22 protein-coding genes are annotated in these 26,174 nt (G+C 69.4%); 10 read left to right on the top strand and 12 right to left on the bottom strand.

Translation table 11 applies throughout. The features are described from left to right. Positions 1-62 precede the first annotated feature (62 nt). The 3 genes from E1B00_RS04215 to grxC form a co-directional block, all read right to left on the bottom strand. A complete protein-coding gene (locus E1B00_RS04215; protein ID WP_139446019.1) occupies positions 63-1,073 on the bottom strand; it encodes an isocitrate dehydrogenase in 1,011 nt (336 codons plus the stop codon). A gap of 196 nt (positions 1,074-1,269) precedes the next feature. Further along, on the bottom strand, positions 1,270-1,608 hold the full coding sequence (locus E1B00_RS04220) for a carboxymuconolactone decarboxylase family protein (protein WP_246048559.1): 339 nt from the start codon (positions 1,606-1,608) through the stop codon (positions 1,270-1,272). 50 nt (positions 1,609-1,658) lie between these two features. Beyond that, on the bottom strand, positions 1,659-1,904 hold the full coding sequence (grxC, locus tag E1B00_RS04225) for a glutaredoxin 3 (protein ID WP_246048561.1): 246 nt from the start codon (positions 1,902-1,904) through the stop codon (positions 1,659-1,661). A gap of 180 nt (positions 1,905-2,084) precedes the next feature. On the opposite strand from grxC, the gene E1B00_RS04230 reads away from it, so the two are divergent. The 5 genes from E1B00_RS04230 (at position 2,085) to ppx (ending at position 9,492) form a co-directional block, all read left to right on the top strand. Then, positions 2,085-3,689, top strand: coding sequence for a M48 family metalloprotease (locus E1B00_RS04230; RefSeq protein ID WP_139446025.1), 1,605 nt, complete (start codon positions 2,085-2,087; stop codon positions 3,687-3,689). A gap of 92 nt (positions 3,690-3,781) precedes the next feature. Next, positions 3,782-4,474 carry a phosphate regulon transcriptional regulator PhoB gene (gene phoB, locus E1B00_RS04235; RefSeq protein WP_139446027.1) on the top strand — a complete coding sequence of 231 codons (693 nt, stop codon included), beginning with the start codon at positions 3,782-3,784 and terminating at the stop codon, positions 4,472-4,474. A gap of 19 nt (positions 4,475-4,493) precedes the next feature. Then, the gene (gene phoR, locus E1B00_RS04240) at positions 4,494-5,819 is read left to right on the top strand and encodes a phosphate regulon sensor histidine kinase PhoR (protein ID WP_342774256.1); all 1,326 of its coding nucleotides are present in this window, start codon (positions 4,494-4,496) and stop codon (positions 5,817-5,819) included. Between the two features lie 66 nt (positions 5,820-5,885). After that, positions 5,886-7,964 (top strand): polyphosphate kinase 1, encoded by a 2,079-nt coding sequence (gene ppk1, locus E1B00_RS04245; protein ID WP_139446029.1) that lies wholly within the window; start codon positions 5,886-5,888, stop codon positions 7,962-7,964. Positions 7,965-7,968: 4 nt separating this feature from the next. After that, positions 7,969-9,492: an exopolyphosphatase gene (gene ppx, locus E1B00_RS04250; RefSeq protein ID WP_139446031.1), complete on the top strand. Its 1,524-nt coding sequence runs from the start codon at positions 7,969-7,971 to the stop codon at positions 9,490-9,492. Between the two features lie 98 nt (positions 9,493-9,590). On the opposite strand, the gene E1B00_RS04255 is transcribed toward ppx, so the two are convergent. Further along, positions 9,591-11,870, bottom strand: coding sequence for a TonB-dependent receptor (locus E1B00_RS04255; protein ID WP_139446033.1), 2,280 nt, complete (start codon positions 11,868-11,870; stop codon positions 9,591-9,593). 254 nt (positions 11,871-12,124) lie between these two features. Between E1B00_RS04255 and E1B00_RS04260 the strand changes: the two genes are divergently transcribed. Beyond that, positions 12,125-13,267, top strand: a complete 1,143-nt coding sequence (locus E1B00_RS04260; RefSeq protein ID WP_139446035.1) for a glycosyltransferase family 4 protein — start codon at positions 12,125-12,127, stop codon at positions 13,265-13,267. Next, the gene (locus E1B00_RS04265) at positions 13,264-13,806 is read left to right on the top strand and encodes a phosphatase PAP2 family protein (protein WP_425456440.1); all 543 of its coding nucleotides are present in this window, start codon (positions 13,264-13,266) and stop codon (positions 13,804-13,806) included. The genes E1B00_RS04260 and E1B00_RS04265 overlap by 4 nt, the downstream gene beginning before the upstream one ends. 507 nt (positions 13,807-14,313) lie before the next feature. Here E1B00_RS04265 and E1B00_RS04270 read toward each other — a convergent pair. Together E1B00_RS04270 and E1B00_RS04275 are read right to left on the bottom strand one after the other, a co-directional pair. Then, a complete protein-coding gene (locus E1B00_RS04270) occupies positions 14,314-14,913 on the bottom strand; it encodes a GNAT family N-acetyltransferase (RefSeq protein ID WP_139446037.1) in 600 nt (199 codons plus the stop codon). Further along, entirely contained in the window at positions 14,910-16,730 is a 1,821-nt protein-coding gene (locus E1B00_RS04275; protein WP_139446039.1) for a DUF885 domain-containing protein, read from the bottom strand. The genes E1B00_RS04270 and E1B00_RS04275 overlap by 4 nt, the downstream gene beginning before the upstream one ends. A gap of 86 nt (positions 16,731-16,816) precedes the next feature. Between E1B00_RS04275 and E1B00_RS04280 the strand changes: the two genes are divergently transcribed. Both E1B00_RS04280 and E1B00_RS04285 read left to right on the top strand, forming a co-directional pair. After that, positions 16,817-17,677 carry a 23S rRNA (adenine(2030)-N(6))-methyltransferase RlmJ gene (locus tag E1B00_RS04280; RefSeq protein WP_139446041.1) on the top strand — a complete coding sequence of 287 codons (861 nt, stop codon included), beginning with the start codon at positions 16,817-16,819 and terminating at the stop codon, positions 17,675-17,677. Positions 17,678-17,681: 4 nt separating this feature from the next. After that, positions 17,682-18,704: a zinc-dependent alcohol dehydrogenase family protein gene (locus E1B00_RS04285; protein ID WP_139446042.1), complete on the top strand. Its 1,023-nt coding sequence runs from the start codon at positions 17,682-17,684 to the stop codon at positions 18,702-18,704. A 1-nt stretch (position 18,705) separates the two neighbouring features. On the opposite strand, the gene E1B00_RS04290 is transcribed toward E1B00_RS04285, so the two are convergent. After that, positions 18,706-19,194, bottom strand: coding sequence for a hypothetical protein (locus E1B00_RS04290; RefSeq protein WP_139446044.1), 489 nt, complete (start codon positions 19,192-19,194; stop codon positions 18,706-18,708). Positions 19,195-19,274: 80 nt separating this feature from the next. Between E1B00_RS04290 and E1B00_RS04295 the strand changes: the two genes are divergently transcribed. Further along, positions 19,275-19,916 carry a PIN domain-containing protein gene (locus E1B00_RS04295; RefSeq protein WP_139446046.1) on the top strand — a complete coding sequence of 214 codons (642 nt, stop codon included), beginning with the start codon at positions 19,275-19,277 and terminating at the stop codon, positions 19,914-19,916. Positions 19,917-19,971: 55 nt separating this feature from the next. Here E1B00_RS04295 and E1B00_RS04300 read toward each other — a convergent pair whose 3' ends face one another. Genes E1B00_RS04300 through E1B00_RS04320 form a run of 5 tightly spaced genes read right to left on the bottom strand, consistent with a single transcriptional unit; the run spans position 19,972 to position 26,116 of the window. Next, on the bottom strand, positions 19,972-22,215 hold the full coding sequence (locus E1B00_RS04300; RefSeq protein ID WP_139446048.1) for a CocE/NonD family hydrolase: 2,244 nt from the start codon (positions 22,213-22,215) through the stop codon (positions 19,972-19,974). Positions 22,216-22,274: 59 nt separating this feature from the next. Continuing rightward, complete coding sequence (locus E1B00_RS04305) at positions 22,275-23,495, bottom strand: ABC transporter permease (RefSeq protein WP_139446050.1); 1,221 nt, start codon at positions 23,493-23,495, stop codon at positions 22,275-22,277. Further along, positions 23,492-24,187, bottom strand: a complete 696-nt coding sequence (locus E1B00_RS04310) for an ABC transporter ATP-binding protein (protein WP_139446052.1) — start codon at positions 24,185-24,187, stop codon at positions 23,492-23,494. Before E1B00_RS04310 ends, E1B00_RS04305 begins: the two co-directional genes overlap by 4 nt. Continuing rightward, positions 24,187-25,410 carry an efflux RND transporter periplasmic adaptor subunit gene (locus E1B00_RS04315; RefSeq protein ID WP_139446054.1) on the bottom strand — a complete coding sequence of 408 codons (1,224 nt, stop codon included), beginning with the start codon at positions 25,408-25,410 and terminating at the stop codon, positions 24,187-24,189. Before E1B00_RS04315 ends, E1B00_RS04310 begins: the two co-directional genes overlap by 1 nt. A 25-nt stretch (positions 25,411-25,435) precedes the next feature. Next, positions 25,436-26,116, bottom strand: coding sequence for a YIP1 family protein (locus tag E1B00_RS04320; protein WP_139446056.1), 681 nt, complete (start codon positions 26,114-26,116; stop codon positions 25,436-25,438). Between the last annotated feature and the right edge of the window lie 58 nt (positions 26,117-26,174).

Here is a 26,174-nt window from a genome sequence, read left to right on the forward strand (position 1 = left end):
CGCCGGCAGCATGAAAAAGGGCGCCCGAGGACGCCCTTTCCGCATCGCTCCGGCGCCCGGATTCACCCCGCGGCGCGCGCCGCGATCGCCTGGGCGAAGCTCTGCGTGGTGCCGGTGCCGCCCAGGTCGGGCGTGAGATTGTCCTTCGCCTGCATCGTGTCGACGATCGCCTTGCGCAGGCGGCCGGCCTCCTCGACCTTGCCCAGGTGCTCGAGCATCTGCACCGCGCCAAGCAGCAGGGCGACCGGGTTGGCGATGCCCTTGCCGGCGATGTCGGGAGCCGAACCGTGCACCGCCTCGAAGATCGCGGCCTCGGTGCCGATGTTCGCGCCCGGGGCCAGGCCCAGGCCGCCGACCAGGCCGGCGCAGAGGTCGGAGATGATGTCGCCGAACAGGTTGGTGGTGACGATGACGTCGAACTGCTCGGGCTTCATCACCAGCTGCATGCAGGTGTTGTCCACGATCATCTCGTTGCACTGGATGTCGGGGTATTCCGCGGCCACCTGGCGCGCGACCTTCAGGAACAGGCCCGAGGTCGACTTGAGGATGTTGGCCTTGTGCACCACCGTAACCTTCTTGCGGCCGACGCGGCGCGCCAGGTCGAAGGCGTAGCGCACGATGCGCTCGGAGCCGCGGCGCGTGACCTTCTGGGTGAGCGTGGCGGTTTCGCCGTCGGCGGTGAGGTTCTGGCCCTCGCCGATGTAGGCGCCTTCGGTGTTCTCGCGCACCGTGATCAGGTCGATGTTCTCGTAGCGCGACTTGGTGTTCGGGAAACTGATCGCCGGGCGCACGTTCGCGTACAGGTCGAAGCGCTTGCGCAGCTCGACGTTGATCGAGCTGAATCCCTCGCCGACCGGCGTGGTCAGCGGCGACTTCAGCGCCACGCGGTGGCGGTGGATGGCCTCGAGCGTGGCGGCCGGCAGCAGTTCTCCCTGCTTCTCGTAGGCGGCCAGGCCGGCCTCGACGAAGTCGTACTGCAGGCCGAGCTTGAGCGCGTCGAGCACCTGCAGGGTGGCGTCCATGATTTCCGGGCCGATGCCGTCGCCACGGATCACCGCGATGGTCTGGGTCATAAGTGCTTGTTCTTCCAAGAGGTTACGGGCAGCCGGCTGGCTCCCGAAGGCGCGGCATTATGCCAGATGCGCCCCACCCCCTGCCCACTGGACCTTGGTCGCCCCCGGCACCCGCTCACGAAATCCGGGGTCAGAGTCCATTTATCTGGCGCCGGCGCGCCAGATAAATGGACTCTGACCCCGGATTTGATGCCGCTCAGTGTTCATGCGGGGGCTGGGCCGGGGCGTGGATGCCCTGGCCCTCGAGCTGGTCGAGGAAATCGACGCCGCGGCGCAGGTGCGGGATCACGATCGAGCCGCCCACCACCAGGGCCACGCTGAAGGCCTCGAAGAACTCGTCGCGGTTCACGCCGGCTTCCTTGCACTGGGCGATGTGGTAGCTGATGCAGTCGTCGCAGCGCAGCACCATCGAGGCGACCAGGCCCAGCAGCTCCTTGGTCTTGAGGTCGAGCGCGCCGGCCTTGTAGGTCTGGGTGTCGAGCGCGAAGAAGCGCCGCACCACCTGGTTGTCCTGGCCCAGGATGCGCTCGTTCATGCGCTGCCGGAACTCGGTGAATTCCTTGACGCGGTCGTTCTCGGTCTTGCTCACGGATTCGCCTCCAGCAGGGGTTTCAGGCCGCCGGCGCGGTCCAGCGCCACCAGGTCGTCGTAGCCGCCGACGTGGCGGTCGCCGATGAAGATCTGCGGCACCGAGCTGCGCTGGGTGCGCGCCATCATCTCGGTGCGGCGCGCGGGATCGGTGTCCACGCGCACCTCGGTCCAGGCCGCGCCACGCGACTTGAGGAAATTCTTGGCCGCGACGCAGTAGGGGCAGATCGCGGTGGTGTACATCAGGACGTCGGACACGGGCCTTCTCCGGGTGAGGTGGCAAGTTTGGGGGCCACGCCCCGGCATTTCCAGCACGGCCCTGCAACGCAGCGGAATGCGGCGGCGCCCAGCGTGTTTACGACGGATTCACCCCCGGGCTTGGGCCGAGCCGCTATTCTGAGCCGTCCCCTGCCCGGAGCCGCCGTGCGCATCCTGCTTCCCGTCGCCGCCCTCAGCCTCGCCCTGGGCCTGGCCTGCAGCGCCCGCGCCCAGACCACCGGGCTGCCGGACATCGGCTCGTCCGCGGCCGAGGTGATCGACCCGCGCATGGAGGCCAACTACGGCGCCTACATGCTGTACGAGCTGCGGCGCATGGGTCTGGTGCTGGACGACCCGCTGGTCGACTCCTGGCTGCAGACCATGGGCTATCGCCTGGCGGCGTCGAGCGACACTCCGCGCCAGTCCTTCACCTTCTTCATGCTGCGCGATCGCCAGATCAACGCCTTTGCCACCCTGGGCGGCTATGTCGGCATGAATGCCGGCCTGGTGCTGACCGCCGAAACCGAAGCCGAAGTCGCCGGCGTGATGTCGCACGAGATCGCCCACGTCAGCCAGCGCCACGTGCTGCGTGCGGTAGAGCGCGCGCAGAAGGACCAGATTCCGATCCTGCTGGCGATGGTCGGCGCGATCGCCGCCTCGCAGGCGGCCAGCAACGCCAGCAGCAGCGGCGACGACTCCGGCTCCAACGGCACCGCCGCCGCCATCGCCGGCGCGATGGCGCTGATGCAGCAGCGGCAGATCGACTACACCCGTTCGAACGAATCCGAAGCCGACCGGGTCGGCATCCAGACGCTCGCCCGCGCCGGGTACGAACCCGGCGGCATGGCCGATTTCTTCGAGCGCATGCAACGGGCCACCCGCGCCAACAGCGGCGGCTACCAGCTGCCCGAATACCTGCGCAGCCATCCGGTCACGACCACGCGCATCAGCGAGACCCGCCAGCGCGCCCAGCAGCTGGCCGCGGCGGGGACCGGCCGGGCACCGACGCCGCGCGGCCTCGCCAATCCACTGCTGCCCGGTGACTTCAGCCTGGGCGACAGCCGCGCGCTCGGCGCCAGCGACCAGTTCGGCTGGGCGCGGGAGCGCCTGCGGGTGCTCAGCGCGCCGGACCCGGCCGCGGCGCTGCGCGAGTACCGCGCCCTGGCCAGGGCGCCCGGCGCCCGCGGCGGCGACCCCCGGACCTATGGCCTGGCCCTGGCCCAGCTGCGCGCCGGCTACCCCGCCGAGGCCGAAGAGACCCTGCGCGACCTCCTCAGTCGCCACCCCGGCGACCTGTGGCTGGAACTTGCCCAGGCCGAAGCCGCCTCGGTGGCCGGCAAGCGCGAGCTTTCACGCCAGCGTTTCGACGCACTGCTGCAGAAGCACCCGGAGAACCGCGCCGTGCGCCTGACCTATGCCGAGGCCCTGGCCGACACGGCCACCCCGGACGCCGGCCGCCGCGCCCAGGAAGTGCTGCGACCGCTGCTGTCCGACAGCGCCGTGGACCCGCTGTTCCAACGCAGCTTCGCCCGCGCCAGCGAACTGGCCGGCGACCTGATCCGGGCCGGCGAAGCCTATGCCGAGGCGGCCTTCCTCAACGGCCGGGCGGTGGACGCGCTCAACCAGCTCGACGCCCTCAAGCAGCGCGACGACCTGGACTATTACCAGCGCGCCCGGATCGAGGCGCGCATGGCCGCGATCACGCCCATCGTGCTGGAAATGCGCCGTCAGGGCATCGAAGCCCACGAACAGCGCCCCGACAGCCGGTGACCCGGACGGGCCCGGCCCGGGCTGCTGTCACCACCCGGTCACAAAAGTTTTATCTACTTGCGCGCAGGCCCCTCCGGTGACACGTTAAACCTGTGCAGAAACGCATTCTGATCGTCGACGACGAACCCGCCATCCGCGAAATGGTGGCCTACGCCCTGCGCAAGGGCGAATACGAACCCGTGCACGCGGGCGACGCCCGCGAGGCCCAGACGGCCATCGCCGAACGGGTGCCCGACCTGATCCTGCTGGACTGGATGCTGCCCGGCGCCAGCGGCCTGGAGCTGGCCCGGCGCTGGCGCAAGGACGAGCTGACCCGCGACGTGCCGATCATCATGCTTACTGCCCGGGGCGAGGAGAACGACCGGGTCAGCGGCCTGGAGTCGGGCGTGGACGATTACGTGGTCAAGCCCTTCTCGGCCCGCGAGCTGCTGGCCCGCATCCGCGCCGTGATGCGGCGCTCGCGCGAGGACGAAGATGACGGTTCCGTGACCGTCGGCGGCCTGCGCATCGACGGCGCCGCCCACCGCGTGTTCGCCGGCGACCAGTCGGTGCACGTGGGTCCGACCGAATACCGGCTGCTGCATTTCTTCATGACCCACGCCGACCGCGTCTACACCCGCACCCAGTTGCTCGACCACGTCTGGGGCGGCAACGTCTACGTCGAGGAGCGCACGGTGGACGTGCACATCCGCCGCCTGCGCAAGGCGCTCGAACCCTTCCGCCTGGACGACATGGTGCAGACCGTGCGCGGCTCCGGCTACCGGTTCTCGGCGGCGATGAGCTGAGGATGGGAAGCCGCCGGACATGAGCGTCTCGATGCTGCTGCGGCTGGCCTGGCGCCAGTCCCTGATCCGGCTGCTGTTGTTCTATGCGCTGGCGCTGGGCATCGGCCTGGTCCTGGACGAACCCTGGTGGGCGCTGGGCATCGCCACCGCCGTGCTGGCCGCGCGCGCCTACTGGCGCCTGTACCGGGTGCTGCGCTTCCTGGACTGGCGCAAGCAGCTGCGCACCGTCGACGGCCAGGGGCTGTGGGCGGCGCTGGAGACGCTGATCCATCGCCGGCAGACCGAGAACCGCACCCGCAGCCGCCGCCTGGTGCGCCTGCTTCGCGCCTATCGCCAGGCCGCCACGGCCATGCCTGACGGCGCCCTGGTGATCCACCGGCGCGACGGCCGCCTGGTCTGGTTCAACAAGACCGCGCGGCACCTGGTGGGCCTCAGGTATCCGCAAAGCCTGACCGAGCCCTTGGCCGACTTCTTTCCCGAACAGCCGCGCGTGCGCGAGTGGCTGGCCAGCGGCCAGACCGACGAACCGCTGACCGACGTCGCCAGCCCGGCCGACCCGATGGTGCGCATCAGCCTGCGTCTGATCCCCTACTCGCCCACCCAGTGGCTGGTGGTCGTGCGCGACGTCACCAAGCTGATGCGCCTGGAACAGGTGCGCCGCGACTTCGTCGCCAACGTCTCGCACGAACTGCGCACGCCGCTGACCGTGGTGCACGGCTACCTGGACATGATCGAGCCGGAGGAACATCCCGACCTGGCGGTGATGGTCGAGGAAATGCGCCGGCAATCGCAGCGCATGACCCAGCTGGTGGAGGATCTGCTGACCCTGTCGCGGCTCGAGGCGCAGGAACACCTGCCGGAGGAACCGCTGGGCATGGCCTCCATGCTGGTGACCCTGCGCCGGGAGGCCGAGGCCCTGAGCCAGGGCCGGCACCAGATCGTCGTCGAAGACCTGGCCGGCTGCGACCTGACCGGCTCGGTGAAGGAGCTGCACAGCGCCTTCTCGAACCTGGTCAGCAACGCCGTGCGCTACACGCCCACCGACGGCCGCATCACGATCCGATTCAGCCGCACCGCCGACGCCGGCGCACGCCTGGCGGTGATCGACAGCGGCTACGGCATCCCGGCCCAGCACCTGCCGCGCATCACCGAGCGCTTCTACCGGGTCTCGACCAGCCGCTCGCGCGAGTCCGGCGGCACCGGCCTCGGCCTGTCCATCGTCAAGCACGTGCTGAGCCTGCACCAGGGTCGGCTCGAGATCGAAAGCGAGGTCGGCCGCGGCAGCACCTTCGCCTGCGTGTTCGGTCCGGCGCGGGTCCGGGCGCGCAGCGCAGCCGAGGCCTGAGGTCGGCATACACTATCCCCCACGGCGCGGGCTCCGCCTGCCGCCCTTTCCCGAACCGCACGGACCATGAGCCCCGACAGCCCCGAAACGCCCGACCTGCTGGCCCCCGAGCTCTATCTCAACCGCGAGCTGTCGCAGCTGGAGTTCAATTTCCGCGTGCTGGCCCAGGCCCAGGACCCGTCGGTGCCGCTGCTCGAGCGGCTCAAGTACCTGTGCATCAGCTGCACCAACCTCGACGAGTTCTTCGAGATTCGCGCCGCCACGGTGCGCACCGCCCAGCAGTTCGGCGGCCCGCTGCCGCCCGACGGCATCCCGCCGACGCGCGCGCTGGAGCTGATCCACGACAAGGCCGCGGCCCTGGTCGAAGCGCAGTACCGCTACTGGAACGACACCCTGCGCCCGGAGCTCAACGCCGCCGGCATCCGCATCCTGGCCCACCAGAGCTGGAACGCGAAGCAGAAACGCTGGCTGCACAAGTATTTCCAGGACGAGCTGCTGCCGGTGCTCTCGCCGCTGGGCCTGGACCCGGTGCACCCGTTCCCGCGCATCCTCAACAAGTCGCTCAACGTGGTGGTGGTGCTGGAAGGCAAGGACGCGTTCGGCCGCAACGGCGGCATGGCGATCGTACGCGCGCCACGCTCCCTGCCGCGCATCATCCAGCTGCCGCCGGAAGTGTCGGGCGGCCAGCACGACTTCGTGCTGCTCTCGGCCGTGCTCACCGCCTTCGTGGACGACCTGTTCACAGGCATGAAGGTCAAGGGTGCCTACCAGTTCCGCGTCACCCGCAATTCCGAGCTGTTCGTGGACGAGGAGGAAGTGGAGAACCTCGCCAGCGCGCTGAAGGACGAGCTGGCCAGCCGGGGCTTCCGGCCGGCGGTGCGGCTGGAGATCGCCGAACACTGCCCCAACCCGATCGTGAAGATCCTGCTGCAGAACTTCGGCCTGACCGAAAACGCCGTGTACCGGATCAACGGCCCGGTGAACCTCAACCGCGTCACCCAGGTCTACGACCTGGCGGACCGCCCGGAGCTGAAGTTCCCGGCCTTCAAGCCGCGCGCCGCCGGCCTGGACGACGAGGCGCCGTTCGCGTCCCTGCGCCGGGGCGACCTGCTGCTGCACCATCCCTACCAGAGCTTCCAGTCGGTGCTCGACCTGCTGCAGCACGCGGCCAACGACCCCGACGTCCTGGCGATCAAGCAGACGCTCTACCGCACCGGCAAGGACAGCAAGATCATCGACCACCTGATCACCGCCGCGCGCAACGGCAAGGACGTGACCGTGGTGGTCGAGCTGCGCGCGCGTTTCGACGAGGAAGCCAACATCCGCCTCGCCGACCAGCTACAGGAGGCCGGCGTACAGGTGATGTACGGCGTGGTTGGCTACAAGACCCACGCCAAGATGATGCTGATCGTGCGCCGCGAGGGAAAGAAGCTGCAGCGCTATGTGCACCTGGGCACCGGCAATTACCACGCCGGAACCGCCCGCGCCTACACCGACATCGGCCTGATGACCGCCGATCCGGACATCGCCGCCGACGTGCACGACATCTTCCAGCAGCTCTCGGGCCTGGCGCCGACCATCAAGTTGCGCCGCCTGCTGCAGTCACCCTTCACGCTGCACAAGGGCCTGCTGAAGAAGATCGAACGCGAGGCCAAGAATGCCCGCGCCGGCAAGGGTGGCCACATCATCGCCAAGATGAACGCGCTCAACGAGCCGACGGTGATCCGTGCGCTGTACGAAGCCTCGCGTGCCGGCGTGAAGATCGAACTGATCGTGCGCGGCGCCTGCTGCCTGCGGCCGGGCGTGCCGGGCGTGTCGGACAACATCACGGTGCGTTCGGTGATCGGGCGTTTCCTGGAGCACAGCCGCGTGTACTGGTTCCGAAACGGCGGCGAGCCGGAGATCTACTGCTCGAGCGCCGACTGGATGGAGCGCAACCTGATGCGCCGGGTCGAGACCTGCTTCCCCATCCTCGACCCGAAGCTGGCCGAACGCGTGTACGACGAGGAACTGGCCAACTACCTGGCCGACAACCTCAATGCCTGGGAGCTGCGCCAGGACGGCAGCTATGGACGGGCCTCGCCGCGCGATGGCGAGATGCCTTATTCTGCGCAGGGCGCGCTCCTCGCCAAACTCTGCGGATGATCCGATGCCGACCGAAGCCGAGCAGCCGCTGAAGGACGGAGACCTGCTGGCGGCGGTCGACCTGGGCTCGAACAGCTTCCACATGGTCGTGGCCCGCTACCTGCTGGGCCAGCTGCGCATCGTCGACCGCATCAAGGAAACCGTGCGCCTGGCCGAGGGCCTGGACGGCAATGGCGGCCTCGATCCATCGGTGATGCCGCGGGCGCTGGAATGCCTGTCGCGCTTCGGCGAACGCCTGCGCACGATCCCGCCGCACCGCGTGCGCGCCATCGCCACCAACACCGCGCGCGCCCTGCGCCATCCGCAGCAGTTCCTGATGCCGGCGGAAACCGCGCTCGGGCACGGCATCGACGTGGTCGCCGGCCGCGAGGAAGCGCGCCTGATCTATCTGGGCGTGGCGCACGGCAACCCGCCGCCCGAGGGCAAACGCCGGCTGGTGATGGACATCGGCGGCGGCTCCACCGAATTCATCATCGGCGAGGGCCTGGAGCCGATCGAGCGCGAAAGCCTGCAGATGGGCAGCATCGCCACCACCCGGCGCTTCTTCGCCGACGGCAAGCTCTCGCGCAAGCGCTGGAAGGAAGCGCGCACCGAGATCACGGCCGAACTGCAGCAGTTCGCCCTCGCCTACCGCAGCCACGGCTGGCACGAATCCATGGGGGCCTCCGGAACCATCAAGGCCATCTGCGACATCTCGGTGGCGATGAAGCTGACGAAGGTCTCGATCACGGCCGCCAGCCTCGAGGCCATCCGTGAAAAGCTGCTCGAGTTCGACCGGCTGGAGGACATCCGCCTGCCGGGCCTTTCGGCCGAGCGACGGCCGATCATCGCCGGCGGCCTGCTGGTGCTGGACGCCGCTTTCGCCGAGCTGGGCATCGAGCGCATGTACGTGAGCGACTACGCGCTGCGCGAGGGCGTGCTGTACGACCTGATCGGCCGCGCCAGCGAGTCCGATCCGCGCGAAGGCTCGATACGCGCATTGTGCGACCGTTACGCCGTCGACCTGGAGCAGGCCGAGCGGGTCGAGGCCACCGCGCTGTCGCTGTTCGACCAGGTGCAGCCGGCCCTGGGGCTGGAAGCCGACGACCGCCGCCTGCTGTCATGGGCCGCACGCATCCACGAGCTGGGCCTGGCGATCGCCCACAGCCAGTACCACCAGCATGGCGCCTACGTGGTCGAACATTCCGACATCGCCGGCTTCTCGCGCACCGAGCAGCAGATCCTGGCTGCGCTGGTGCGCAACCAGCGCCGCGGCGTGCACCTGCCCAGCCTCGAGAAGCTGCCGGACCGCCTGGTCGCCAACGCCCTGCGCTGCGCGCTGCTGCTGCGGCTTTCGGTGCTGCTGCACCGCAGCCACGACCGCGAACCACTGCCCGCGCTGAGCATCGAGCTCAACGGCGGCAACGCCGCCACCCTGTCGCTGCCCAAACGCTGGCTCGACGCGCATCCGCTCACCCGCGCCGACCTCGACACCGAGATCGAGTACCTGCGCGACATCGACCGCAAGCTGGTGGTCAAGGCCGTCTAACGGATTTTCCTTCCTGGCGAATCAACGGCCTGCGCGGGCAAGGCAGAAAAGAAAAGGCCGCCCGGGAAGGGCGGCCTTTCTGCTCCGGACCGGCGGGGTCAGAAGCGCGCGGTGAACTCCAGGCCCCACAGGCGCGGCTCGTTGAGGAAGCCGGTGAGGTTGTTGAAGTCGATCGCGCCGACCACCACTTCCTCGTCGGTGATGTTGCGGCCGTACAGCGCGACCTCGTAGTCGCCGTTGTTCCAGTTGTAGCCGGTGCGCACACCGCCCTCCAGCAGCGACTTGCCGGTGAAGGACACCGACTCGTACAGGAAGAAGTTCACTTCGCTGCGGTAGGCCCAGTCGGTGAAGACGAAGAACTCGCCGTTGCCGACCGGCACGCCCCAGCGGGCGGTGAAGTTGTAGACGTTGCGCGGCGCCTGCGGCAGCGAGTTGCCGTCGATCAGCACGGCCGCCGGGTTGCTCGGGTCCACCGGGTCGAGCACCGTGCAGAAGTTCACCGCGCACGGGATCACGCTCAGGTCCGGGTCGTTGATCTCGGTGTCGTTGTAGCTGGCGCCGAAGGTCACGAGCAGGTTGTCGGTGAGGTAGGCCTCGAGGTCGAGTTCGAAGCCGCGGCCCTTGGTCTCCTCGGCGTTCACCAGGCGGGCGATGTTGGCGTTGCCGCCGACGGCGGTGAGCTGCTGATCGTCCACGGTGTAATCGAACACCGAGAAGCCCAGGCGCACGCGGTTGTCGAGCAGGTCGGCCTTGATGCCCGCCTCGACCGACAGCACGGTCTCGGTCTCGGCCACCGTCACCAGCTCGTCGGCCGGCAGCGTGGCGTCGGCGAACATCAGGCGGCCCTGCACGCTGGGCGCGCGGAAGCCGGTGGCGACGCGGCCGTAGACGTTGATGTCGTCGTTCACCGCGAAGGTGACGCTGAAGTCGCCGCTGACATTGGTGTCTTCCGGGCTGACCGAGATCGGCGCGATCGGCGGGCCGAACGGACCGGTGACGCGCTCGGCGACGAAGTCCTTCTGGTCGTCGGTGTAGCGCAGGCCACCGCGCAGGGTCAGGCGGTCGGTGGCGGCGAATTCGCCGGACACGAACACGGCCCAGGCGGTGTTGTCCTGGCGCTGCACGGCATAACCGTTCTGGGCGCCGCCGAAACCGTCGTAGGAGAAGCTGTCGACGTCGATGGACTCGTCGAACCAGAACAGGCCGGCCTGCCAGTCGAAGCGCCCCCACTCGTTGGACTCGAGGCGGAACTCCTGGGTGATCTGGCGGTGCTCTGGCAGGCCATCGGCCGACTCGGCCGGGAACAGCGCCTCGCCCGGCTCGTTGGGCGGGAAGTTGGCATAGACGTTGCCGCCGTCGATGTCGCCGCGGCTGTAGGTTTCCACGCTCTCGTAGCCGGTGATCGAGTACAGGCTCACACGGCCCAGGTCCCAGCGCATGCGCAGGTTGGCGCCGAACTGGTCCAGGTCCTGTTCGTTGCGGCCGTCGATGCTGACCTTGTCGCGGTCGTAGCCCGGCTGGATGTCGTTGGTGCCCGGCACGATGATGCTGGAACGGAACAGGCGCGCGGTGCCGTCGAGCGTGCGCATGTGCACGTTGGCCAGGGCCTCGAAGGTGTCGCTGCCGTCGAACAGGAACTGCAGGCGCGCGGCCGACTCCTCGTAACCCTCGAGATCGTCGCCGGGGCCGTTGGCGGTGTTGTCGACGTAGTCGTCGCGACGCTGGTGCAGCACGGACAGGCGCGCGGCGACGCCCTCGCCCAGGCCGCCGGTGACGGCGCCCTCGACGTTGACGCTGTCGTAGCTGCCGTAGGAAACCTGGCCGTAGCCGCCGAACTCATGCTCCGGGCGGGCCGATTCGAACTTCAGCACGCCGGCCGGCGAGTTGCGGCCGAACAGGGTGCCCTGCGGGCCGCGGGCCATTTCGATCTGGTCGAGGTCGAAGACTGGGAAGCCCTTGAGGATCGGGTTTTCCTGCACCACGCCGTCGTAGACCAGGGACACCGGCTGCGAGGCGTTGAGGTCGAAGTCGGTGTTGCCCAGGCCGCGGATGTAGAAGCGCGGGAAGGCGCGGCCGAACGAGGACTCGATCTGCAGGCTCGGCAGGCGCGAGGACAGGAAGCGCACGTCTTCGCCGCCGGAGCCGATGATGTCGAGCTTCTCGCCACCGAGGCTGGTGATCGACAGCGGCACGTCCTGGATGTTCTCGACCCGGCGCTGCGCGGTGACCTCGATCACGTCCAGCTGGGCGGTTTCGGAGTCGGCGGCTTCGGCGGCGGTGTCCTGGGCCTGGGCCTGGGCGGACAGCACGAGGGCGATGGCGAGCGGCAGCAGGCCGCGGCTGGGCCGGGCATGCCGGGCAGTGGCGATCTTGGGCATGGTGGGGTTCCTGGGGCAACGCATGAGGGGGCCGCCCGGATCAACGGGGCGACAGAAAGGAAAACGATCAGCACCCGCGCTGGATGCGCCAGGCTCCCCTGCCTGATGGGTGTTACCGGCTCATGACTCCCGAAGCGCGCCCATGGTAACCATACGTCGGCGTCCAGTGAAGCGCGGCTGGCGGGCGCGGGGCGTCACGCCGGCGTCATGGTCCGGTCACGTCCCTGGCATGGGGCCCGGCCAAGCTGGCGGCCATGAATACCGGCTACCGCTTCGAACTGGTCACCGAAACCTACCCGCCCGACGTCAACGGCGTCGCGCTGACCGTGCAGGCCCTGGAAACCGGCCTTCGCCGGCTCGGCCATGGCGTCGGCCTGGTCCGCCCGCAGCGCGAGGAAGACAGCGGCCGGTCCGACCCGGACCTGATGCTGGTCGAAGGCGCCCCGATTCCGCGCTATCCCGGCCTGCGCTTCGGCCTGCCGGCGGGCCGACGCCTCTCCGCCCGCTGGGCCGCGCACCGGCCGGACGCGGTCTATATCGCCACCGAAGGCCCGCTGGGCTGGTCGGCGCTGCGCGCCTGCCGCCGCCTCGGCATCCCGGTCGCGACCGGCTTCCATACCCGCTTCGACGACTACGTGGGCCGCTACGGCGCCGCTTTCCTCAGCCCCTGGGTGTTCTCCTGGCTGCGCCGTTTCCACAACCGCGCAGACGCCACCCTGGTGCCCACCCGCGAACTGCAGGACACGCTGGCCCAGCAGGGCTTCCGCCACGTGCTGCGGCTGGGCCGGGCGGTCGACACCCGCGCCTTCCACCCCGGTTTCCGCGATCCGGCGCTGCGCGCGGAGTGGAATGCGGTCGACGGCGCACCGGTGGTCATCCATGTCGGCCGCATCGCGCCGGAAAAGAACCTGCCCCTGGCCGTGCGCGCCTACCGCGCGCTGCAGAGGCAGCGGCCGGATGCACGCTTCGTCTGGGTCGGCGACGGCCCGGCACGCGCCGAGCTGCAGGCCGCCAACCCCGACTTCATTTTCGCCGGCATCCAGCGCGGCGACGCGCTGGCCCGACACTTCGCCAGCGCCGACGTGTTCTGCTTCCCCAGCCTGTCCGAGACCTTCGGCAACGTCACGCTGGAAGCGATGGCCAGCGGCATCGCCACGGTCGCCTTCGACTACGGCGCCGCCCGCGAGCACCTGTGCAACGGGGTGCATGGCGCGACCGTCGTGCTGGGCGACGAGGCCGGCTTCGAGCGCGCCTTCGTCGCCACCTGCCTGCGGGCCGACCTGGAATCGGCCGGCGCCGCCGCGCGCCAGGCCATCCTGCACCTGCATCCGGACCGGGTCGCGGAGGATTTCGCCAGCCTGCTGGCCGGGCTCGCGCGGCGGCAGGAGGCGGCGTGAACGCCCGCACCCGCCGGCTCGTGATCCGCGAGCACGGCTGGTGCCTGGCTGCCAACCGCTGGGGCGCGCGCGCCGCGGTCCGCGGCTATTTCCGCATGGTCAGCCGGCTCGGCGACGGTGCGTTCTGGTACGCGCTGATGGCCGCGCTGGTCCTGTTCGACGGCTGGCGCGGGCTCAGCGCGTCGGCGCATCTGGCCGCCACGGGGGTGATCGCGCTCATCCTCTACCGCAAGCTCAAGCGCTGGACGAAGCGGCCGCGGCCATTCGCCGCCGACGGGCGCATCCAGCCCTGGATCGCGCCGCTGGACGAGTTCAGTTTCCCGTCGGGCCACACGCTGCATGCGGTGTCGTTCACGGTGGTGGCGCTGGCGCACTATCCGGCCTTGGCCTGGGTGCTGGTGCCGTTCACGGCTTCGGTCGCGGTGTCGCGGGTGGTGCTGGGCCTGCACTATCCGTCCGACGTGCTGGCCGCCACCGGCATCGGCTGCGCACTCGCCTCGCTCTCGCTCTGGCTGGTTCCCGGCGTCACCTATTTCTGACTCCGCTTGCTTGCGCAAGTAGATCAAGGGCTCGTTGTCGGTTGATCCGGCGTGCGCCGTCCCGCACACATGGGGGTCCCCGCCCGCTCAGTCACAGCGGCTTCCTGCCCAGTGATTCGCGGCCGCTACGGCATCCTGCCTTCGCTTCGGGGACCCCCATGTGTGCGGGCCGTCGCCACGAATCGGTGTCGCGAGCCGTTGGGATAAGCGCGTGCCCTCAGAAGGCACGAAGGCTCGCGGTCGAAAGAACCGGTTTCGCCGAAAGGCCAGGGCGCCCGATGCGGCCCCCTAGATCGCTATTCCGGCCCGGATGGCCCGGAGGCCGCCGCACGAGGGTCATTTCCCGGGGCATCGAAAACATGGACGTTTTCGATGAGCCCCCATGGATGGGTTCACGGCGTCCCCGGGAAATGACCCTCGTGCGGCGGCCTGTCGCCAGGAACGATCCCGGCACCGAAACCATCATCAAAACACCAGCCCTTCTTGCGGATGCAAGTGCGGAGGGAGCTAGGGCAGCGGGCGGAGCCAGAAGGTGAGGGGTTTTTCGGAAGGGGCGGGTTCGTCGAGTTCCTGCCAGGCCAGGCGCACCGTCAGGCCGGGCTGGCGCACGTAGCCGCGCTTGGTCCAGAAGGTTTCGTTGCCGCGATGACCGGGAGGTCGCCGCAGATCCGCCGGATCGCGGTCCACCGCGCAGAAACCGGTCCAGGCGAACCGGCTGAGCGAACGCGCATGCGCCTCGCGCTCGTCGAAGAAGCGGTGGCCCAACCCCCGTCCGCGGTAGTCCGGCAAGAGCACCGACTCGCCGAAATAGAAGACGTCGTCGACACGCCGGCCGGCGTCGAGGAATGGGCGCTGGAACTCGGGGGTGTCGTCGGCCAGCGGCAGGCCGGTGGAGGCACCGACCACCCGGTCGCCGTCGAAGGCCAGCACGAACACGCTGTCGGGAGAACGCGCGTAGGCGCGCAGATAGTCCTGCTCGTAGGCGAAGTCGCCGGCGTAGAGATAGGGCCAGTCGCGGAAGACCGCGATGCGCAGCGCCGCCACCGCGTCGAGCCAGGGCCCGATGTCGGGCCCCGGCACGCGCCGCACGGTCAACGGAGCGCTCACTTTCCGGCCTGCTCCCCGATCCAGCCGTCCACGCGCCGCTCCAGCAGCGCCAGCGGCAGGTCGCCGCCGGTGAGCACAAGGTCGTGGAAGGCCTTGATGTCGAACTTCGGGCCGAGCGCGGCCTTGGCCTTCTCGCGCAGCTCGAGGATCTTGTTCATGCCGACCTTGTAGGCCAGCGCCTGGCCGGGCATCACCAGGTAGCGCTCGATCTCGGCGACGACGTCGGTTTCCGGCATGCCGGTCTTCTCGAGCATGTAGGCGATGGCCTGCTCGCGGGTCCAGCGCTTGTCGTGCATGCCGGTGTCCACCACCAGGCGCACGGCGCGGAACATCTCCGCCTGCAGGCGGCCGAGGTTGTCCAGCGGCTGGTCCTGGAAACCGATCTCCCAGGCCAGGCGTTCGGTGTACAGCGCCCAGCCTTCCGAGAAGGCGGTGAAAGGCAGGATCTTGCGGAAGGTCGGGACGCCGGTCAGCTCCTGCTGGATCGTGGTCTGGAAGTGGTGGCCCGGGATCGCCTCGTGGTACGCCAGCGTGCGCATGCCGAAGCGCGCGACCTCGGCGGTGTTGCGCAGGTTGATGTAGAAGACGCCCGGGCGCGAACCGTCGAAGGCCGGCGGGTTGTAGTAGGCGCCCGGCGCGGTCTTCTCGCGGAATTCCGGCACGCGCTCGACCTTCACGCCCTGCTTGGGCCGCACGTTGAACTGGTCGCCGATGCCGGCATCGATCTCCTCGATGATGGCGGTGAAGTCGGCGATGATCGCCTTGCGCCCCTCGTCGTTGTCGGGATAGAGCTGGTCGGGGCGCTGGGCGATCTGCTTCACGCGCTCGCCGACGGTGCCCTCCTCCAGGCCTTCGGCGACCAGGATGGCGTTCATCTCGGCCTCGATGCGCGCCACCTCGTCCAGGCCCAGCTGGTGGATCTGCGCCGGCGTCATGTCGGTGCTGGTGTGCTGGCGCGCCGACCAGGCGTAGAAGGCGGCGCCGTCGGGCAGGTTCCAGACACCATGGTTGCCCGTGGTCTTGGGCAGCAGGGTGTCGTAGTAGGCGATGAACTGCCCGTAGGCGGGGTACACCTCGCCACTGATCGCGGTTTCGACCTGGGCCAGCAGCGACTCGCGCTCGCCGTCGGCCAGGGTGCCGGCCGGCAGCTTGTCGAGCTTCTCGACGAAGGACGTGTAAAGAATGTTCTCCTGGGCCGGCGCGCCGGTGAAGGCGCGCATCTCGGCCAACACCTTCTCGACCACGAAGGTGGGCGGCAGGATTCCGGCCTTCTCGCGCGCGTGCAGGCCTTCCAGCACCTGGCCGACCATCACCGGCGTCTTGCGCAGGCGGGCGATGTAGTTTTCGGCCTCGCCCGTCGAAGCCACCGAATGCTGGGTGGCCAGGAAGGTCGGGAAGTTGCTCTGGATGCCGAACAGCTGGTTGAGCGGGTAGTTGTGCAGCGAGAACTTCTCGCCGTCCTGCTGGATCGCCAGGAAATATTCCAGGATGTCGTAGGACAGCTGTCGGCCCTCGTCCAGCGCCGCGCGGTCGTAGTCGCGCAGGGTCGCCAGGTCGTCGCGCAGCTTGGCCTGCATCTCGCGTTCGCGAGCCAGCGAGCGGTCGGTCAGGTCGTCGCCGTACCAGTCCATCCACGGCGGCAGCATGCGCAGCGAGCTGAGCATCTCGGGGTCGTCGACCGCGTACTCGATGAAGACCCGTTCGAAGAACCAGTCGATCTTCAGCGGCCTGGCGTGCATCGTGTGCAGCACCAGGCCGGTGGTCAGCAGCAGGGCCGCGAACAGCAGCCAGCCGGCAAGGCGGAACAGAGTCTTCATGCAAGGGCTCCCTGGGAAGCCCGGAACATACCAGAGCCCGGGCGTCCGGCCACCCTGCCCCGGGCCATGAGCGATAGACTGCGCGCATGAACTACCGCCACGGATTCCACGCCGGCAACCACGCGGACGTGCTCAAGCACCTGGTCCTGGTCGCCCTGCTCGACGCGTTCAAGCGCAAGGACAGCCCCTTCTTCGTGCTCGACAGCCACGCCGGGCGGGGCCAGTACGACCTGGAAGGCAGCCAGGCCAGCCGCACCGGCGAGGCCAAGGGCGGGTTCCTGCGCCTGCCGCCCGCGGGTCCCGGCACGCCCCCGGCCCTGGCCCGCTACCTCGACGCCGTGGCCGAGACCCGGGTGCTGGCGCCCAGCACCTACCCGGGCTCGCCCCTGCTGGTGGCCCACGCCCTGCGCGACGGCGACCGCGCCGCCGCCTGCGAACTGCAGCCTGAAGAGGCTGCGGCCCTGAAGGCCGTGCTCGCCGGCGACCCGAAGGTGCATGTGCACCAGCGCGACGGCTACGCCGCGCTCAAGGCCCTGCTGCCGCCGAAGGACGGCGCCACCCGCTTCGCCCGCGGCCTGGTGCTGATCGACCCGCCCTACGAAGCCCAGGAGGGCGAATACCCGCTGATCCTGGCCGCGCTCGCCGATGCCCTGCAGCGCTTTCCGCAGGCCTGTTTCGCGGTCTGGTATCCGATCAAGCAGCGCGCGAGCCTGCACCCCTTCTTCCGCAAGCTGGCCGGCCTGCCGGCGAAGTCGGCGCTGGCGATCGAACTGCTGGTCCGCCCCGACGACTCGCCGCTGCGCATGAACGGCAGCGGCATGCTGCTGGTCAACCCGCCGTGGCAGATCGAGAAGGCCATCGAGCCCGCGCTCAAACCCCTCGCCCAGGCCATGGGCGAACCCGGCGCCTCCTGGCGCCTCACCTGGTTGAAGCAAGAGAAGGCCTGAGACCATGAGCCAGCCCCCGAAGCGTGCCCGTTACCACCAGCGCGGCCCGGTGCCGCAGGACGTCATCGCGGCCGAAACCTTCGAACTGCCGCCGCTGCCGCTGCCGGCCGGGGTGGCGCGGGTGGCGGTGCTGGCCGCGCCGATCAACCCTTCCGACGTGCTCACCCTGACCGGCGAATACGGGCTGCTGCCGCCGCTGCCCGCGGTGGGCGGCAACGAGGGCGTGGGCCGCGTGCTCGACGTGGCCGCCGACGTCACCGGGCTGGCGCCGGGCACCCTCGTGCTGCTGCCGGTCGGCTGCGGCAGCTGGAGCACGCACCTGGACCTGCCGGCGAAGTCGCTGGTGCCCCTGCCCGACGGCGTCGACCCGGTGCAGGTGTCCATGCTCACGGTGAACCCGCCGACCGCCCTGCTGATGCTGCGCGACTTCGTCGACCTGCAGCCCGGCGACTGGGTGATCCAGAACGCCGCCAACTCGGCGGTGGGCGGTTACCTGGTGCAGCTGGCCAAGCTGCGCGGCATCAACACGATCAATGTCGTGCGCCGCGCCTCGGCCATCGACGCGGTCGTGGCCGCCGGCGCCGAGCACGTGATCGTGGACGCCGAGGACCTGCCCAAGCGCGTGCGCGAGAAGGTCGGCGACGTGCCGATCCGGCTGGGCATCGACTGCGTCGGCGGCGTGTCCACCGAAAACCTGGCGCGCTGCCTGGCCGAGGGCGGCACCGTGGTCAACTACGGCGCGATGAGCGGCGAGCGCTGCATGATCTCGCCGCGCTACTTCGTCTTCCGCGACATCACCCTGCGCGGCTTCTGGCTGTCGCAGTGGTTCAAGAAGGCCAGCGCCGAGCAGCGCCGCGCGGTGTTCGCCGAGATCGGCGGCCTGATCGCCGAGGGCAAACTGTCGGCGCGCATCCAGGCCACGTATTCGATCGACCACATCAAGGACGCCGTGGCCGCGGCCGCCAGCGGCGCCCGCGACGGCAAGATCGTGGTCGAGCCGAACGGGCCGCCGCGCGCGGCGATCTGACTCAGCCGACCCGGGTCTCGCGCACGCGCCCCGGGAAATGCCGCTCGAAGAAGGCGGCAGCCGCCGCGCGCGTCGGCGGATCGGCCGGCCGGGGCACGAGCTTGCGCACGCTGCCGTCCGCGAGCAGCAGCCGGTAGTAGTGCCTCTCGCCGCCGGCGCCCGGCCAGGGATGGATTTCGCGCTCGACCGTCTCGATGGAGGCCAGGTCGAACATCGCCTCGTTCAACAGATTGGCGCTCTTGCCGGGGCGCGATGCTTCGAGCCGGCAGACCAGCCGCCCCTGGTCCACGGCCAGCATCGGACGCTGGCCCAACTTCCACCAGACCGCTCCGGTGGCCAGCGCCATGACCGCGCCAACGCCAATCAGCGGCCAGGCCCACACCGCCCCGGACCACAGGGCCAGCAGGGCGACTGCCGCACCGCAGCAGGCGAATCCGAGCAGCATCGAGCGGAAGGCCGGCGGCCAGGGCACGGCGTCGAGGGCGGTCATGGCGGGCCTCCGGAAACGACGGCGACGTGCCGACCGCAAAACGGTAAGGTGGTGGCGACCTTCCGGGCAAGGGGACGGCAATGAAACCGCATTTCGTGCTGGTGGATTTCGAGAACGTGCAGCCCAAGTCGCTGGCCTCGCTGCAGGGCGGGCAGCATCAGGTGCGGGTGTTCCTGGGCGCCAGCCAGACCAAGATCTCGCTCGAGCTCGCGCAGTCGCTGCAGGCCTTCGGACCAGACGCCAAGTACGTGCAGGTCTCGGGCAACGGCAGCAATGCGCTCGACTTCCACATCGCCTTCTACATCGGCCGCCTGTCCGCGCAGCATCCGGGCGCGACCTTCACCATCATCTCGAAAGACACCGGCTTCGACCCCTTGATCAGACACCTGGCCGGCAAGGGCATCGCCTGCCGGCGCAGCGCCAGCATCGGCGACGCCGGCAAGGCCGTGCCGCCGGTGAAGGCGCCGTCGGTGCCCAAACGCACCGCCGCGCGCGAGGCCGTCAGGCAGGCGCCGCCCGACCCGCGGCTGGCGGTGGTGGTCGAGAACCTGGGGAACATGAAGTCGAACCGTCCGCGCACGGTCAAGACGCTAGGCGCCAGCGTGCGCAGCTGGTTCAAGCCGGCGCTGGACGACGCGGCCCTCGCTGCCCTGCTCGAGCAGCTGGCCAAGGCCGGCAGGATCAAGGTCGACGGCAGCAAGGTCAGCTACGCCCTGGGCTGATCGGCAGCGGCGCGCATGGCGGCGCGCACGCGGCACCCCGGCCCCGAATCGCGGATCAGGGCCGGACCGGGATCTCCAGGCGGCTGCCCGGATGCCACAGGATCTCCAGCGGCTCACCGGCATCGGCAACGGTTTCCTCGGCAACCGGCTTGCCGCTGCCCAGGTTCACCTGCGCCCCGGGGGACTTGACCACGCCCAGCACCGCCACCAGGCGGCTGCCCGGGGCCAGCTGCCGGCCCGCGAGCCGGCGCGCCGGCACGTCCCAACGGTAACGCTTTCCGGGCGTCAGCAGCTTGCGTCGCGAGGGGTCCTGCAGCTGGCTGGCACGCGCCATCACGTAGGACAGCTGCAGGTAGCGGCCGTCGGCGAGCTGCTCGTAAAGGCTCAGGCTGAGGTCGAAGTCGCGCTTGTTGGTGCTGAAGTCCAGGTGCGCGGAGAAGAGCCCGCTGAACTCGGTGGCCGCAGCCATCGGTTCGGTGGCCAGCACGATCGCGTTGGCCGCGTCGAGCGTGGGCGACAGGATGAGGGACGAAAACTCGCGATCGGCGTCGCTGCGGTCGGCCAGGTCCACGCGCAGCGGGATCGCCGACGCGGCGCGATCGCGCACCGTCACCAGCCCGTAGCGGCCGTCGTCGCGCGCGGCGCCGAAGTGGAAGATCCGGCGTTCGGGACCCATCGCTTCCAGCGTCGGCGCATGGCGCCAGGTGTCGGCGCCCATCACCTGGTAGTTCACCCGGTCCTTGAGCAGCGCCGGGCGTTGCGCGCCCTTGAACTGGTGGTCGTACCAGGCGTAACGCAGGGCGCGCATGTCCATCGCCGCCGAGGGGTCCAGCGCATATCCCAGCAGCTCCGGTCCCGATCGGAACTGGCCGCTGAGGTGATCGTACGGACCGACCACCAGGGTGTGGTCGGCGCGCGGGTTGTACCGGGTGTGCTGCTGGAAGTAGTGCACGGCGCTGAGCAGGCAGCCGTCGTAATAACCGGTGGTGGTCAGCACCGGGATATCAATGCGCGCGAACTCCCGGCCCTGTGGCGTCATCGCCTGCCAGTAGGCGTCGTAGGTGGGGTGCTGCATCCAGCGGTCGAACAGCGGATTGGCCTGGCCGTCGATCTTCGGCAGGTCACGGTAGGCGCGGCCCGAGCGATAGGCCTCGCGATCCAGGGCCTGCCAGCGCGCATGGTCGTTGTTGACCTCGTGGTCCATCGTGTCGTTGCGGGTGACGTGCGGGATCCAGCGATAGACGAAGCTCTGGAAGATCCCGCCCTCCATCGGCACGTCATTGCCCGGCATCACCGGCACCGACGGCATGATGGCGCGCAGCGCCGGATGGCCGATCTTCGCCGCCGCCCACTGGGTGTAGCCCTCGTAACTGCCGCCGTACATGCCGACGCGGCCGTCGCTCCAGGCCTGGCGGCTGATCCAGTCGATCACCGCGACCGCGGCACTGCCCTCCGCCTCGTAGGGCACGATCGGATCGGGACTGCCCAGCTTGCCGCGCGAGAAGGCGGCGACACCGGCGTAACCGCGGGCGGCGCTGTAGCGCAGGTCGTCGAGCTTGCCGTCCCGGTCCGCATAGATGCTGAAGTTCATCAGCGTGGGCAGCGCCGCGGCGGCCTTGCGCGGACGCACCACCAGGGCCACGACCTGGCTTCCGTCCGGCACGGCGACCCTCACCTCTTCCTGCACGTACCGGCGCGCGTCGTCCGCCGCCAGCGCCGACGGCACCCGCGGCAGCAGCAGGGCGTAGGCCCGGTGCACCTGGTAGGCGCGGACCAGGGCGACGGCCTGCGCCTGCGTCAGTTCGCGCTGGCCGCGGCTGGTGTCGAGCTGCCTGCGCAGCTCGGCCTCGAATCCCGGAAGGTAGGCTCCGAAGGAAAAACGGGCCTCGCCGGCGGTCAGGTCGTCGAGCCCGCCGTAAACCGACCCGAACGCCTGCTCGAAGGCGGCGTCGATCGCCTTCCCCGCCGCGGCATCGCGCTGCGCCGCCAGCACGATCTCGTACTGCACGAAGCCGGATGCCGAAGGCAGCCCTTTGGCCGCCTGGTACGCGCGCCACGCGCGCAGGCTGTCGAGCGCCTCCGGGTGGCGGCCGGCGACCATCTGCAGCCGGAACCGGTCGTTGAGATAGGCGCCGCGATCTTCGCCCTCGCGCTGGGCCGCCAGTGCCGCCTCGGCCAGGACCGGCATGGCGCGGTCCATGGCCTTGTCATCGTCCAGCGCCGCCGCCGGCAGCGCGGGAATGGCGGCACGCGCCAATGAGGAAACGAACAGGAGCGACAGCAGCAGGAACCTGGGCATGGTGTCCACCGGAGGGAAGCCGTGCCCGAGTCTAGGGGAGCGCCCGCGCGCCTGTCAGCCTACTCGTAGCGAAGCGCCTCGATCGGATCCAGGCCGGCCGCCTTGGAGGCCGGCATGATGCCGAACACCACGCCGACCAGGGCCGAGAACCCCGCTGCCGCGAACACCACCCACATCGGCACCGAGGCCGGGGGGAAGTTCGGGATCAGGGCAGCGACGCCCAGCCCGGTAAGCCACCCCAGCACGATGCCGATCAGGCCGCCGAGCAGGGCCAGCAGGCCGGCCTCGGCCAGGAACTGCACCAGGATGTCGCGCCGCGTCGCGCCCAGCGCCTTGAGGATGCCGATCTCGCGCGTCCGCTCCGTCACCGACACCAGCATGATGTTCATGATGCCGATGCCGCCGACCAGCAGCGAGATGCCGACCACGCCGCCGAGCACCGCCGTCGTCATCGCCGCCAGCTCCTCGAAGCTCTTGAGCGCCGATTCCGCGGTCTGGATCCGGAAGTCGTCGTCCTGGTCGGGCTTGAGCTTGTGCGACTGGCGGATCGCCCGCTTCACGCGCTCGCGCAGCGCATCCACGTCGGCCAGGTCGGTGGCGGTGAACGAAATCGACATGCGCGGCCGGTTGCTGCTGCCGGTCATGGCGCGGCCGACCTCGAACGGGATCACGACGTAGTTGTCCTGGCTCAGGCCGAAGATCTCGCCGCGCTTCTCCATCACGCCCACGACCTTGAACCAGTCGCTGCCGATGCGGATGAACTGGCCGACGGGATCCTCGGGCAGCTCCAGGTCCTCGAGCACCTTCGGGCCGATCACCACGACCTTGCGCCGGCTCTGGTCGTCGCTGGCGACCAGGAAGCGGCCGATCTCCGGGTACAGGCCCTGCACCGCAGTGAACTCCGACGAGGTCGCCAGGACCTGCGCCGCGGCGGTGCGGCCACGCACGGAGATGCCGATCACCGGCACCGCCATCGTCGGGACGACCTTCTCGATGCCCGGCACGCGGTGGCGCAGCGTGTCCACGTCCTGGAAGGTGAGGAAGTTCTCGCGGCCCAGAACGGCCTCGTTGAACGGCGTGTGCGCCTGCAGGGTCAACGTGCTGCCGCCGATGTCGGCGAACTGCTCGGTGACGAAGGCGGAAAAACCCTGGATCAACGACACCACGGCGATGACCGAGGCGGTGCCGATCAGGATGCCGAGCGTGGTCAGGAAGCTGCGCATGCGGTGCGCCAGCAGGCTGGTCAGGGCGGCGCGGAAGGCCTCGAGGTAGGCGGTCATGGAGTTGCGCCCCTCGGCGCGTTCATCGTGTCCTCGACGATACGGCCGTCGCTGACGCGCAGGGTGCGGCGGCAATGGGCGGCGATGTCGGGTTCGTGGGTGACGACGACCACGGTCTGGCCGCTGCGGTGCAGTTCGTCGAACAGCGCCATGATCTCGAGCGAGGTGCGCGAGTCGAGGTTGCCGGTGGGTTCGTCGGCCAGCAGGATCGATGGCTTGCCGACCAGGGCGCGGGCCACGGCGACGCGCTGGCGCTGTCCGCCCGAAAGCTGGTTGGGCCGGTGGCCGAGACGGTTGCCCAGTCCGACCTGCTCCAGCGCCTGGGTCGCCAGGCGCTGCCGCTCGGCGCGCGGGATGCCGCGGTAGACCAGCGGCTGGGCGACGTTGTCGAGCACGGTCAGGCGCGGCAACAGGTGGAAGCTCTGGAACACGAAACCGATCTCCTCGTTGCGGACCTTGGCCAGCTCGTTGTCGCCCATGGCCGAGGTGTCGCGGCCGTTGAGCACGTAGCTGCCCGAGGTCGGCGAATCCAGGCAGCCGATCAGGTTCATCAGCGTGGACTTGCCCGAACCCGAGGGTCCGATCAGGGCCACGTATTCGTTGCGGCCGATGTGCAGGTCCACGCCGTCTAGCGCGCGCACCTCCTCGTCGCCCATCAGGTAGTGCTTGGTGATGCCGGCCAGGCGGATCATTATTCGGTGGCCTCGTCGCCCGACGCACCGGACTCGCCGTCCGCGGCCTTGGGCTTGTCGGCCACGACGCGCTCGCTGACGCGGTCGCCCTCGACCAGGCCACGGAGCAGCTTGGCCGGGCCCGTGATGACGCGATCGCCGATCTTCAGGCCACCGGTGATTTCTTCCCAGCGGTCGTCCGACTGCCCGACCTGGACGACGATGCGGCGCGCGGCGCCGTCGCGGTCCACCCAGACGAAGCGCTCGGTCTTCTTGTCCTCGTTCTCCTCGGTGCCCACGGCTTCCACCGGCACCGCCAGGCGGCGCTCGCCGTCGCCGAGGAAGATGTCGGCGCGGGCGCTCATGCCCGAACGCAGCGCCACGCCTTCCGGCGCCTCCATCAGCACCACCACTTCGTAGGTGCGCGCCTGGTTCTCCAGCGTCGGCGCCAGCGCGATGCGCTGCACCTTGCCCTTGAGCGCGGTCTCCGGAAACGCCGTGGCGTAGACGTCCACCGACTGGCCGATGGTGACGCGGGCGATGTCGGCCTCGTCCACCTTCAGCTCGGCCTGGATCGCCGACGTGTCGGCGATCTTCATCAGGCTGGCGCCGGCCAGGGCGTTGGTCGACGGGATCGCGGTCTCGCCGACCTTGATCGGCAGGTCCACGATGGTGCCGGCGATCGGCGCGCGGATGTCGGTCTTGCCCAGCTGCTCGCGGGCTTCGCCCAGGATGGCGTCGGCGCGGCGCAGCGCCTCCTCGCTGCTCTGCAGCTCCACCCGGGCCAGGTCGCGGGCGTTGCGCAGGTCGTCGAACTCGCTCTGGCCGATCATCTTCCGCTCGATCAGCTGCGCGCCGCGCGCCAGCCGCTTCTCGGCCAGCGCCAGCGACAGCCGCTGGCGGTCGATGCTGATCGCGCTCTGGCGCCGGCTCGCCTCTTCGCGGTCGATGGCGTTGCGGTAGGTCTCCGGGTCCAGGGTCAGCAGCAGCTGGCCCTGGACCACGGTGTCGCCTTCCTTGACCAGGATCTCCCGCACCTTGGCCACCAGCTCGGAGGTCAGGTTGACCTCGTTGAGGTAGGCCAGCACGCCGGACGCGAGGATGGTCGGCCGGATCTCCTGCTCGGCGGCGGCGACGATGTCCACTTCCTTGCTGGATTCGCCGCGGGTGGCCTTGATCAGCAGGGGCAGGCCGATGACGGCGGCGATCAGCACGCCGGCGAGGATCTTCTTGTTGGGCTTCATGCGGGGTTCCGGAGGCGGGTCGGGTTCAGATCAGGGCAAACAGGGCCATGACACCGTAGATCACCAGGCTGGGCAGCATCACCACGAACAGGGCCGAACCCCAGCCGGTGCGGAACCAGGTCTTCCAGCCCAGCGCGGCCAGGAACCAGACCCAGAGGTTGAGCAGACTGAAGCTGCGGGCCAGCAGGGACCAGTCGTGGTCCATCGGCAGCTGCACGAACAGCGGGTCGAGGTTGAGCAGCTGCATCGACTCGTAGGACGACTGGTTGCTGCTGGTGTAGATGCCGACGATCGAGACCACGGCCGCCAGCACCATCGGCATGGTCGACCACGCGGTCAGGGCCAGGCCGTGGCGGAACGAGACCGGATTGCCGGCGACCTTGCCGGCCAGCATGTAGTACAGCGCGAAGATCGAGTAGATGACGAGCATCATCAGGGGCGTGGTGACCGCCGTGATGTAGCCCAGGGTGCGCGCGCCGGGCATGAAGTTCTTGGCCTGCTCGATCTCGGCCGCGCTCATGTCGCCGGCGGCCGCGGCCAGCTGGTGGTTCGCGAACCAGTCCGGGTCGACATTGAAGAAGTACAGGCAGGCCGACAGCGCGCTGAGCACGGTCACGATCAGGGCCGGCACCAGGAAAGTGGGCTTCTCGCGGAGTTCGGCGAAGACCTTGGCGGGCTCCAGGAAGATGTTGATCAGCTGGGACATTGGATTTCCTCTGCGGGTGATGGCCGACTCCCCGGTCGGCCAAGGGAGGATAGGGTCC

This window comes from Arenimonas terrae, from assembly GCF_006265115.1.
GTDB lineage: Bacteria > Pseudomonadota > Gammaproteobacteria > Xanthomonadales > Xanthomonadaceae > Arenimonas > Arenimonas terrae.

Excerpts from the sequence above, each read along its gene's own strand:
- E1B00_RS04305 (WP_139446050.1), bottom strand. The coding sequence starts at position 23,495 with ATGACCGCCTACCTCGAGGCCTTCCGCGCCGCCCTGACCAGCCTGCTG.
- E1B00_RS04260 (WP_139446035.1), top strand. The coding sequence starts at position 12,125 with ATGAATACCGGCTACCGCTTCGAACTGGTCACCGAAACCTACCCGCCC.
- E1B00_RS04310 (WP_139446052.1), bottom strand. The coding sequence starts at position 24,187 with ATGATCCGCCTGGCCGGCATCACCAAGCACTACCTGATGGGCGACGAG.
- ppx (WP_139446031.1), top strand. The coding sequence starts at position 7,969 with ATGCCGACCGAAGCCGAGCAGCCGCTGAAGGACGGAGACCTGCTGGCG.
- E1B00_RS04300 (WP_139446048.1), bottom strand. The coding sequence starts at position 22,215 with ATGCCCAGGTTCCTGCTGCTGTCGCTCCTGTTCGTTTCCTCATTGGCG.
- grxC (WP_246048561.1), bottom strand. The coding sequence starts at position 1,904 with ATGTACACCACCGCGATCTGCCCCTACTGCGTCGCGGCCAAGAATTTC.
- E1B00_RS04295 (WP_139446046.1), top strand. The coding sequence starts at position 19,275 with ATGAAACCGCATTTCGTGCTGGTGGATTTCGAGAACGTGCAGCCCAAG.
- E1B00_RS04285 (WP_139446042.1), top strand. The coding sequence starts at position 17,682 with ATGAGCCAGCCCCCGAAGCGTGCCCGTTACCACCAGCGCGGCCCGGTG.
- E1B00_RS04215 (WP_139446019.1), bottom strand. The coding sequence starts at position 1,073 with ATGACCCAGACCATCGCGGTGATCCGTGGCGACGGCATCGGCCCGGAA.
- E1B00_RS04315 (WP_139446054.1), bottom strand. The coding sequence starts at position 25,410 with ATGAAGCCCAACAAGAAGATCCTCGCCGGCGTGCTGATCGCCGCCGTC.
- E1B00_RS04290 (WP_139446044.1), bottom strand. The coding sequence starts at position 19,194 with ATGACCGCCCTCGACGCCGTGCCCTGGCCGCCGGCCTTCCGCTCGATG.
- ppk1 (WP_139446029.1), top strand. The coding sequence starts at position 5,886 with ATGAGCCCCGACAGCCCCGAAACGCCCGACCTGCTGGCCCCCGAGCTC.
- E1B00_RS04255 (WP_139446033.1), bottom strand. The coding sequence starts at position 11,870 with ATGCCCAAGATCGCCACTGCCCGGCATGCCCGGCCCAGCCGCGGCCTG.
- E1B00_RS04220 (WP_246048559.1), bottom strand. The coding sequence starts at position 1,608 with ATGAACGAGCGCATCCTGGGCCAGGACAACCAGGTGGTGCGGCGCTTC.
- E1B00_RS04320 (WP_139446056.1), bottom strand. The coding sequence starts at position 26,116 with ATGTCCCAGCTGATCAACATCTTCCTGGAGCCCGCCAAGGTCTTCGCC.
- E1B00_RS04275 (WP_139446039.1), bottom strand. The coding sequence starts at position 16,730 with ATGAAGACTCTGTTCCGCCTTGCCGGCTGGCTGCTGTTCGCGGCCCTG.
- E1B00_RS04280 (WP_139446041.1), top strand. The coding sequence starts at position 16,817 with ATGAACTACCGCCACGGATTCCACGCCGGCAACCACGCGGACGTGCTC.
- phoR (WP_342774256.1), top strand. The coding sequence starts at position 4,494 with ATGAGCGTCTCGATGCTGCTGCGGCTGGCCTGGCGCCAGTCCCTGATC.